The organism is Bacillus sp. J33 (assembly GCF_000518885.1).
Lineage (GTDB): Bacteria > Bacillota > Bacilli > Bacillales > Cytobacillaceae > Cytobacillus.
In genome coordinates this window covers 1-7,701 of sequence record NZ_JAEL01000156.1, presented here as the reverse complement: position 1 = coordinate 7,701, position 7,701 = coordinate 1, and the positions used below count along the sequence as shown (strand labels likewise).

Annotated in this window: 10 protein-coding genes; 5 read left to right on the top strand and 5 right to left on the bottom strand. The window is 38.6% G+C overall.

From position 1 onward, the window contains the following. Positions 1-85 precede the first annotated feature (85 nt). Positions 86-1,251 (top strand): IS3 family transposase gene (locus tag L634_RS0127545; RefSeq protein WP_442852720.1). Its coding sequence is split into 2 segments (ribosomal slippage): positions 86-368 and positions 368-1,251, totalling 1,167 coding nucleotides; the frame shifts between segments, so codons are not numbered across the junction. Between the two features lie 383 nt (positions 1,252-1,634). Here L634_RS0127545 and cls read toward each other — a convergent pair. Together cls and ytzI are read right to left on the bottom strand one after the other, a co-directional pair. Further along, a complete protein-coding gene (gene cls, locus L634_RS0127540) occupies positions 1,635-3,083 on the bottom strand; it encodes a cardiolipin synthase (RefSeq protein ID WP_026585171.1) in 1,449 nt (482 codons plus the stop codon). Positions 3,084-3,183: 100 nt separating this feature from the next. Further along, entirely contained in the window at positions 3,184-3,366 is a 183-nt protein-coding gene (gene ytzI, locus L634_RS0127535) for a YtzI protein (RefSeq protein WP_026585170.1), read from the bottom strand. 129 nt (positions 3,367-3,495) lie between these two features. On the opposite strand from ytzI, the gene L634_RS0127530 reads away from it, so the two are divergent. After that, positions 3,496-3,933 carry a Dps family protein gene (locus tag L634_RS0127530; protein ID WP_026585169.1) on the top strand — a complete coding sequence of 146 codons (438 nt, stop codon included), beginning with the start codon at positions 3,496-3,498 and terminating at the stop codon, positions 3,931-3,933. A 228-nt stretch (positions 3,934-4,161) separates the two neighbouring features. On the opposite strand, the gene L634_RS0127520 is transcribed toward L634_RS0127530, so the two are convergent. After that, positions 4,162-4,419: a DUF6154 family protein gene (locus tag L634_RS0127520; RefSeq protein WP_026585167.1), complete on the bottom strand. Its 258-nt coding sequence runs from the start codon at positions 4,417-4,419 to the stop codon at positions 4,162-4,164. Positions 4,420-4,679: 260 nt separating this feature from the next. Here L634_RS0127520 and L634_RS0127515 point away from each other — a divergent pair, with 260 nt between their 5' ends. Next, on the top strand, positions 4,680-5,009 hold the full coding sequence (locus tag L634_RS0127515) for a hypothetical protein (protein WP_026585166.1): 330 nt from the start codon (positions 4,680-4,682) through the stop codon (positions 5,007-5,009). 26 nt (positions 5,010-5,035) lie between these two features. On the opposite strand, the gene L634_RS0127510 is transcribed toward L634_RS0127515, so the two are convergent. After that, positions 5,036-5,920 (bottom strand): DUF6612 family protein, encoded by an 885-nt coding sequence (locus L634_RS0127510; RefSeq protein ID WP_232233856.1) that lies wholly within the window; start codon positions 5,918-5,920, stop codon positions 5,036-5,038. Positions 5,921-6,068: 148 nt separating this feature from the next. Here L634_RS0127510 and ytkD point away from each other — a divergent pair, with 148 nt between their 5' ends. Both ytkD and L634_RS0127500 read left to right on the top strand, forming a co-directional pair. Next, on the top strand, positions 6,069-6,548 hold the full coding sequence (gene ytkD, locus L634_RS0127505) for an RNA deprotection pyrophosphohydrolase (RefSeq protein ID WP_026585164.1): 480 nt from the start codon (positions 6,069-6,071) through the stop codon (positions 6,546-6,548). Between the two features lie 207 nt (positions 6,549-6,755). Beyond that, positions 6,756-7,367 carry a hypothetical protein gene (locus L634_RS0127500; RefSeq protein WP_026584717.1) on the top strand — a complete coding sequence of 204 codons (612 nt, stop codon included), beginning with the start codon at positions 6,756-6,758 and terminating at the stop codon, positions 7,365-7,367. Between the two features lie 133 nt (positions 7,368-7,500). On the opposite strand, the gene L634_RS31940 is transcribed toward L634_RS0127500, so the two are convergent. Then, a partial coding sequence (locus L634_RS31940; protein WP_034263189.1) for a transposase occupies positions 7,501-7,701 on the bottom strand: 201 nt, incomplete at its 5' end.

Sequence of the window (7,701 nt, the reverse complement as noted above, 5' to 3'; positions counted from 1 at the left end):
TGAAGAGACCTAGCTAAATGAGACAAAGGAAAAAACACCCCTTAAGTCGTAATTATAATTATGACTTGCAGGAGGTGTTTTTCTTATGGAGAGAAAAAAGAATTTTTACTCTTATGAGACAAAAATGAAAGCTATTGAGATGAAAATGTCGGGCCAATATTCCAATCGTGAAATTATGGAGGAATTGGGGATTATTAATGACTCTCAGATAAGGATTTGGTTGATGTGGTATCGAAAAGGAGAGATGTATCGTTTTGCACAGCCTTCTGGTAAGCAATATAGCTATGGAAAAGGACCTGAGGGGCTGACTGAGGTTGAGCAGCTGAAAAGAGAAAACCAGCATTTACAGATTCAATTAGAGATATTAAAAAAGTACCAGGAGATCGAAAGGAGTTGGTACCAGAGGTTGTCTTAGATCTTGTAGAAGTCTTAAAAGAAAAATACTCCATTTCTCTTATTTGTGAGGCTATAGGGGTTCCACGATCCACCTATTATCGATGGAAAAAAAGAGGACCTCGCAAACCTAATGAATTAGAACGGCAAATCTTAGAGATTTGTGTAAAACATAAGTTTCGAATAGGACATCGGACCGTAAAGGCATGGCTTAAAAGAGATTATAAAGTGGAAGTCAATCGAAATACTGTTCAAAAGGTTATGCAAAAATATAATCTCCAATGTCGAGTAAAACCAAAAAAGAAGGTGAAATTCTCAGGAGAAAGCCATATTGTTGTCCCTAACCGTTTGGAGCGTAATTTTAAAGCATCTAAACCAAATGAAAAATGGGTTACAGATATAACATATCTTCCATTCGGACAATCCATGATGTACCTTTCAAGCATTATGGACCTTTATAATAATGAGATAATTGCTTATCGAATAAGTTTGAGCCAGGACGTTACACTTGTATTGGATACTCTAAAAGACGCTGTTCAGAATCGGAACGCTGAAAATGTAATGCTGCATAGTGATCAAGGTGCACAGTACACGTCTAAAGCATTTCAAACGCTAGCAAAAGAAAAAGGCATTATCACAAGCATGTCTCGGAAAGGCAATTGCTTGGATAACGCCGTCATTGAATCCTTCCACTCTACCTTAAAGTCAGAAGAATTCTACTCTCAGCCACGAGAGTATCTTACAAATCTTATTGTAGTGGAAAAAGTAAAAAATTTCATCCATTATTACAATCAAATACGACTTCAGGCAAAATTAAACTACCTGTCTCCTATTGAATATAGGGAACAGGTAGCATAGGTGTTTTTTTCTGGTGTCTCAAATCGATAGGTCAGTTCAGACAGCCCGTTTTTTTATAATATATGAAAGTTTAAATTTGAACTCCGAGAACTGTCCAGCTCCAGCGCCTACCCCCCTCGAGGTCACAAGCTTGTCTAGTAGCGGCTCCTAGGGACTCGGGATCATAAGCCGTTTCCTTTCGGAAGGGAAAACACCTTCTTGCAGGAACCGTCTTATGCCTGTCGTCCCTGTGCAGTCGCCTCCACATCTCGATCGAGCCTCTCAGAAAGGCAAAGGACGCCTTCCAGTGAGGCTCAGGCCCGCTGGACGCGGGTCATGCAGACGCTGCCACAGGATGTGGCGTTCTTAGTCTGCGTTCCTTGTGCAAGGCGCTTGCGCTTTTCTTATAATATTGGAGACAGCAGTCTGGAAACCGACTCTTTTAATTTAATTTTTAAAGGCCGCTTGCTGTACTCTTCAGCTGTCAGTTTTCTTGATAGCCCGACATCCTCTTTAAAGCTATTAGCCAGGCTATTTGATACTTCGCTGTCATAAATAAAGGCGTTTACTTCAAAATTGAGTCTGAAGCTTCTAACATCAATATTAGCTGTTCCCACTGATGAAACTTCTTCATCTACAATCAATGTTTTGGCATGGATAAAGCCATTTTCATAAATATAAATGTTAGCGTCAGCTTTGAGCATTTCTCCGATATAGGAATAAGTCGCCCAGTATACAAACATATGGTCAGGCTTATTTGGAATCATGATATTGACTTCCACTCCCGATAGGGCTGCAATTCTCAAGGAATCAAGCAGGCTTGCATCCGGAATGAAATATGGAGTTTGGATGTAGATGGATTTTCGGGCTGATGAGATCATTTTGATATATCCATTTTTAATCTGTTCCCACTCTGAATCGGGTCCGCTCGTTACAATCTGCATTCCAACGCTATCTGAAGACATGGCGGCTGGAAAATATTCAGGAGCATAATAAATATCATGCCGATGGGATGCCTGGTTCCAGTCCAATATAAACCGTGTTTGCAGGGAATGGACAGCACTCCCCTCAATCCGCAAATGGGTGTCACGCCAATAGCCGAATTTCGGATTCAGGCCAAGGTATTCATCTCCGACATTGAATCCGCCGACATAGCCAATTTTTCCGTCAATGATGGCAATCTTGCGGTGATTACGATAATTAATCCTTAAATTGATAAAATGCAGCCGGGAAGGAAAGAAGGCCTCAATTTCTCCGCCAGCTGCCATTAGCTCTTTGAATACTTTTTTATGGAGGCTGCGGGAGCCAAGTTCATCATACAAGACTCTCACTTTTACCCCTTCTTTGGCTTTTTCCGTAAGAAGGTTGATCAGGCTTTTCCCAAGGCTGTCTCTCTTGAAGATATAATATTGCAGATGAATATGGTCCTTTGCCTCTCTGATATCCTGGATCAGCGAATCAAATTTTGCTTTTCCATCGGTAAAGACGCCGACAGAATTATCTTGAGTCAGTACTGCATCATTATTTACCAAATGCATATAAATAAGGTCTTTGTTCTTAAGGATAACATCATTCTGAAATCGAAAATCTTTTGCTTTGATGCCTGCAATCTGATTGGTAAGGAGTTCATCAATTCCAATCTTTTTGCGATCCTCCCATTGAAACATTTTTCGTCTTGTTAAGTTTTGTCCGAAGAAGAGGTACATAAAAAAACCGAGCAAGGGTATAAAGAACAGGACCATCAGCCATGCCCAAGTTGCACCTGCATCTCTTCGTTCCAAAAAAATAACAAAAACGGCAAGGATAATATTTAACACTAGAAAAACGGCAAGCATTGTGGAATAGATTTCCATTATTAAGTCCTCTCCACATAAATAGTCTTTTTATTCATTCCCTATTAAAGAAAAGGAAAACCTCCGTTATTGCGGAGGCCCTCTTTATATTAGCGTATGCTCATGATTGGTTTTGGTTGTCTGCTTTTTCCTCTTCCTTTTGCTCATTTTCTTGCTTGTTTTCTGGAAGCGGATCGATCGGGTCCACTGTATGTTTATATTTATAAGCTTTTGAAGTGGTTACAACGCTCAATAATAGAACCACAAGAACGATAATTATGGATATAACTAAAACCGTATACATACTTCTCCCCCTTTTCTAACAATATATTACCATGAATAGTGCCTTTTCATAAAAAAATTCGCGTAACAGAGAGTCCTCGGTTTAATTCTGTTTTTTGAGGGTATTCTATTTTTGGGAGGATGATTTATTATGAGCAAAGAATTAGTAAGCGCTGTAAATCGGCAAGTAGCAAACTGGACTGTTTTATACGTAAAGCTCCATAATTACCATTGGTATATCAAAGGGAAAAACTTCTTTACCCTTCATGCCAAATTTGAAGAACTTTATAATGAAGCAAATGAACATGTAGATGAGTTGGCTGAGCGAATTTTAGCCCTTGAAGCAAAACCTGTTGCAACAATGAAGGAAGTTCTTGAGACAAGTTCCATCGAGGAAGCAACAGGAAATGAAACCGAAGAACAAATGGTCCAAGCCATTGTGGATGATTTTGAAAAAATGGTAGACGAGCTTCAGGAAGGCATTGAGCTTGCGGAAGAAGCCAATGACGAAGGCACAGGCGATATGCTTATTGCTGTGAAGCAAAGCTTGAAAAAACATATTTGGATGCTTAAAGCATACCTGGGATAGTAAAGAAAGACCGGCATTTGCTGGTCTTTTGTTGTTTTGAAAGGTTAAAGCTCCTTGTTGAAATGGGATACAAAAAGCTCCGGGGAGTTTTTGACCGCCCGCGGAAATCGGGGGCTGACCTGAAACCAACAGTTAAGTGTAACGGAGCTTCCAGCAAAATAAAAAGCGGCATGAAAGCCGCTGCGCAGGTTTATGGATGGTATTTTAGCATATCCTGATATGTATAAGTTAATGTATGTTTCGATGATGAATAATCGGACTTCGGCGCTGGCCATAATTTTCGCTTGCAAATTTTCCTTTCAAGCTCTCAATCAAATATACTCCCATTAAGTCATATAGCTCCTGGTTATCCAGATCACGAATTATATTCAGCAAGTCTTCTCTGCTCATCTCTTCCAAAAAAGCGAAAGCGAGCATGTCGATATCTTCCTCGTCACCCGTCAGTTTATCTCGGTATAGCTCGTAAAGCTCATCAATTAGTTTCATGACATTCACCTCCTTAAAAAATATTCTGTTTTAAATAGTATACTTATTTAATACCCCTGATGACGGAAAATATTCCTTGTAAGCTTTAGTGTGTAAGTTTTAGCTGCTTTTATATCATCCGTTAATTAAAGTTAGTATATGTATGCTAATGGAGAATGATCTTAATTTCGTATAATTTTATCATAAATGTGGGAAACGATAACTAAGAAGTGATTTATGACAGGCGATAAATTTTTCTTAAACCAAAAGGGGCTGACAGGATGGAAGGGAATAAAAAAACATATTATATAACGCTGGGGTCAGGGGAAATTTCCCAAAGCGCCACTGACTCAAGCTGGAATTATAAAATAGAAGCTACTGATAATGAAATTATTGCATTAAGGGAGTATTTTGACCAAAATTACTCAACTGAATGGCAAAACTTCTTCAGAGCCCATGTGCCATATGTTCAATACCATTATGATCGTGAAAATGACGCATACGATGAAACGATGAAGAAAATTTACGGAATGATTTATAATCTTGGTGACGATGAGGCTCGAAAGCATATAGAGAGCATGGGGATTCTTACAGAAGAGGAGCATAAGTAAAAAGCTGGGCGCTGGCCCAGCTCTTTTTACATTTCCATTTCAACAGCCGTATCTATGACTTCCTGGGGTACTGTGATGGCGTCTGCCTTATTATAATTGGAATATTGTCCATTCATATTCTGTTTCATGGCAATTGTCTGGCCTTCAGCTGTGATTTCCATTTCCATGACCATATTCAGGATGCTTGGATAGAAAGTTTCTTTATTAATAACAATTTCATATTCAACGCCATTGATTTTCATATTTTCAAGCATTTCTCCATTAGCAGCCAATTCAGCCGGAAGTGTTTCCTGTGCAGTTTCCTTTACAAAGTCATTGAACTTCTCTCCGTTAGCCTTAAGCTTTAAAATATAGCTCTTGGCGTCCTGCTCAAAGGTAAAGTCATCCACAAACTCCTGGAGCTTCTTTAGTTCTTCACCAGGATTGGTCTGCTGGCTGGACATCTGCAGCAAATCATCAGACATTTCTTTAGGGAACTTCATCCACTGTTCACCTTCTGCATCATAAAGAAACATGCCATCTTCGGTAAAATAGCTTTCAATATCGTAGGACTCCTCTGCACCTCCCATGGACATGGTCATTTTCTGATAAAAGGCGATTGGATCCGTTGTAACGTCCATATCAATAACAGAATCAATACTCATGCTTTCCTCCTCTGAATCTGAGCTGATGTTCTGGCTCATATCCATTTTTACAGAAAAGCTTTTTAGGTCTTCAGAAGCTTCTGTTGATTTTGTTAGCACCTCCTCCAGCGTCAATTCTGAAGTTTCTTCTGTCTTGGCTTCGTTCTTATTCGATTCATTGCCGGATTCTGTTTCACTGACAGGCTTTGCTGTTTCACTGCATGCTGCCAGCATAAGAACCATCAGAAAGCCTGTGAGGATTGTCAGTGTTTTCTTCAAGATATACACTCCCTTTGTGTTAGTCAGTTATTTTTACGGCGGGAAAAGCTGGAAGTTTCAAAAATATGTAAAATCCTACTATGGGCCCAAAAAGTGTCTTAAATAAGGATTTCCCTTTATAATGATAGAATCAACTATTTTTCGAGTGAGGTATCATATGGAAACATTTTTGGATGCGAATGGCGGGGAAGTGCGTCTCTCTTTTAAAAAAGGTGCCTTCTGCGATCATCCTCGACATGTCTTTGTTGTTTGCCGATATAATGGCCGATGGCTTCTAACTCAGCATAAAGAGCGGGGATGGGAATTTCCCGGGGGCAAAGCTGAGCCGGGAGAATCTATAGAAGAAGCTGCGCGAAGAGAGGTATATGAAGAAACAGGTGCAGTTCTGAAATCCCTTGAATATATTGGCGAGTATGAGGTCAGTACCGAAAACGGATGCTTTGTTAAAGCGATCTTTTATGGCGAGGCAGGAAAGCTTGAGGAGAAAGCGCAATATTTTGAAACAAATGGCCCTCTACTAGTAGAAGGAAATTTATTGGAAGAAAGATGGAAAGAACCATACAGTTTTATTATGAAGGATAAAGTAGTTGAAAAAAGCCTGGAAAAAATCTTATGGAAAAATAAAAACGGCAATTAAATCCTAAGGGATTCCGTTATGGGAGGGAAAATTCAATTTTTCTTCTTAAAATGCAATCAAAATGGCATAAGATTTAGCAATTAAATTCAACTACAAAACAGCATCGGAATTAGCCGATGCTGTTTTATTTTTGAAAGCTTATTTCTGTATAAAATGATAAAATTAAGAAACCAAGTCTTGAAACTTTTCAATAAAGGTGGGGGAATTTTGTCTAAAATATATATTACTCAGGAAGAATTTAATTCGGACGAAGAATATATTTTATTTGATAATGTACAAAAAGTTTCTAAATTATATATTGGACCTTCAGAATATGATGATTACGATGACGAAACAAGACAATTTTTATATGATTTTATTTGCAATGAAGCTTTATTCCCAGCGTATCTTACATTTGAACCCTACAATGATTTAACTGAAGAAATCGAAAATGCATTCAAAAAAGAGTGTATTCAATACTCTTTAAGATTCGAAAGTGCAAAGAAGAAAAGCTTCCCAGTTTTCAACGCTATCATAAATGACGAACATACATTAAAGTTTATATTAGAAGAAACCTTTTGGATTGCTTCGTCAAATCAATTTTATGCATTTTCCTTCTCTGATAATATCAGCTACAAATTGGCGATTAAAAAAGGCTTATTTGGAGGCAAAAAGCCATATATGTTGCCGTGCTTTAATATGAAAGATACCACTACTATTATTAAGTTATGGCACGATGGGCAAGGGTTTAACCTTTATACAAATGACCCCCGATATTCAACAATAGAAATGCTAACTAATCATTTGCCAAACGGGACGATAATAGAAAATAAGGTATAAAGAGGAGAGAATTCTCCTCTTTCAGTTTGTAGACAAAAAGAGTTCGGAATAGTCTCATTCCGAACTCTTTTTTTCATTTTTTGTAGGACTTCAAGTAATTACAGAGAATTGCAGACCTCTCCGAGGTTATCATTTAGGCCATTTCTGGACCTTGCCAAGTCCAGTTGGCCATTTTCTTCAAATTCATGGCAGCGAAAGTAAGCATCGCCTGCATCGACATTTTTTTAAGTCCCCTGAGGGTTGTCCAACGCATGCCATGCTTTTCTTTTGCATCTGCGAATACTCGTTCAATTGTTTCTTTGCGTTTTTCATAGATCGGTTTGACGTCTTGATG